The 1,696-nt window shown below is 63.3% G+C and carries 2 protein-coding genes; both read right to left on the bottom strand.

What is annotated here, in order from left to right:
- The coding region (locus tag EN738_RS34155) for a transglycosylase SLT domain-containing protein (RefSeq protein ID WP_145967043.1) at nt 1-682 on the bottom strand (682 nt) is incomplete at its 3' end.
- A gap of 186 nt (nt 683-868) precedes the next feature.
- Nucleotides 869-1,636: an N-acetylmuramoyl-L-alanine amidase gene (locus EN738_RS34150; protein WP_127287351.1), complete on the bottom strand. Its 768-nt coding sequence runs from the start codon at nt 1,634-1,636 to the stop codon at nt 869-871.
- Between the last annotated feature and the right edge of the window lie 60 nt (nt 1,637-1,696).

The raw sequence follows: 1,696 nt of genomic DNA, 5'->3' as shown, positions 1-1,696 counted from the left end.
CCTTGACCTTGCTGCAGTAAGCGGCCGACACCGGGTTCATCCGCGTCGCGGCGTGGCCGGCATTGTATTTCAGGATCGTGCCGCAGGTGGTGCCGCCACCAAGGCCTCGCGCCATGGCAAGGTATTTCATGCCGTACTTGATGTTGGTGTCGGGATTGAACAGGCCCTTGACCGAGCCGCTGTAACCCATCATCCGCGCCGTCGCCGGCTTGATCTGCATCAGGCCGATCTCGCCGGCGCTGCCGACGATGTTGGGCCGGTAATTGCTCTCGATCTTGATGACCGCTTTGGCTAGCGACACCGGCACGCCTTCCGCCGCCGCATAGCGGGCGATGATCGCCGAGTACTGGCCGCCGTCGGCGCTCGCCGCCGCCGCGGTCGACTCTGCTGCGGTGCTCGGGCGGATCGACGCCGTGGTGGTCAGGTCGATCGTCTTCCTGTTTCGCTGCACACGCCGCTTGGCCGTCGCTTTCCTGGCTTTCACCGGGGCGACCTTCTGCACCTTCGCGGTGGTCGTCTTTTTTGCTTTCGGGGCCTCTGCGGCTTTCGGCGCGGTTTTGCTGGCTGCGGCGACAAAGCCGTTGTCGGCCCGCAGGCTCTGGGGTGCGGCATTCGCGGCGCCGATGGCAAAAGTCATTACACCGGCAGCAACGGCTGCCGTCAAGACGGTCAAATTTTGCATGTGGTCCTGTTCTGTTAGAACCGCGCGAAGAACTTCACGCGGCGACACCAAATCAATATCGGAACATCTCGGGAGGTTAGACGTCCGATAAATTGCACAGATCGCCTTTGACGACCGATTTGGCGGCAAACAAGGCGGCGCAAGTCACTTTAAGTGACAGATTGTAATTTAGCGATGCGAGATGGACTATGCGGCCGGGATTGCCTTTACGGAAGCAAGCAGCCTTTGCAGCGTCCGGATTGTCGAGCCGTCGGCCACGCCATCGACCAGCCGCGGCCGGAAATGCCGCTGGAAAGCCTCGACGACGATTTCGGTCTGGCGGTCGAAAGCAGCCGATATCTCCACGCCATAGCCATAGAGCGACAGCATCGACTGCAACGCCTCGACATCGCCCCCGATGTCGCCGGCCTTGAGCATCGCGCCGCGCCGAATCGGCGCCGCCGGAACGAGATGGCCGATGCCGGCCGCAAACAAGGTCTTCCAGGGGAATTTTTCGCCCGGATCGACCTTGCGACCCGGCGCCACGTCGGAATGGGCGAGCACGCGCTGTGCCGCGATGGCATGGCGTTGCACGACGCCTGCGCACAGGTCGGTCACCGCATCGATCTGCCGCCTGGGAAAGCCGGGATAGCCGAGCGAATGACCGGGATTGACGATCTCGATGCCGACCGAGCAGGAGTTGATGTCCGTTCGCCCGAACCACGAGCTCTTGCCGGCATGCCAGGCGCGGTCGCTTTCGCGCACCATCTGCACGACGCGGCCGTCCTCATGGACGAGATAGTGGGAAGAGACCTCGCTGGCCGGATCGCAAAGCCATGCCTCGGCGCCCGCGCCGGTGGCCATGCCGGTGTAATGCAGCACGATCATGTCGGGTCTGAGCGTATCGCGCCGCGGGCCGAAATTCGGCGATACCCTGACCTCGGCGCTCGGCTGGTCGGGCAGGAAACCGCTCATACGTGCCTGAGGCCCCGTTCGATCATCTCATAGGCGGCATTGATCGCCGCGAGCCTGGTC

This window comes from Mesorhizobium sp. M4B.F.Ca.ET.017.02.2.1, assembly GCF_003998955.1.
Lineage (GTDB): Bacteria > Pseudomonadota > Alphaproteobacteria > Rhizobiales > Rhizobiaceae > Mesorhizobium > Mesorhizobium abyssinicae.
Note: the sequence above shows the minus strand (reverse complement) of the source record. Positions and strands in the feature narration are given on the sequence as shown.

Excerpts from the sequence above, each read along its gene's own strand:
- EN738_RS34150 (WP_127287351.1), bottom strand. The coding sequence starts at position 1,636 with ATGAGCGGTTTCCTGCCCGACCAGCCGAGCGCCGAGGTCAGGGTATCG.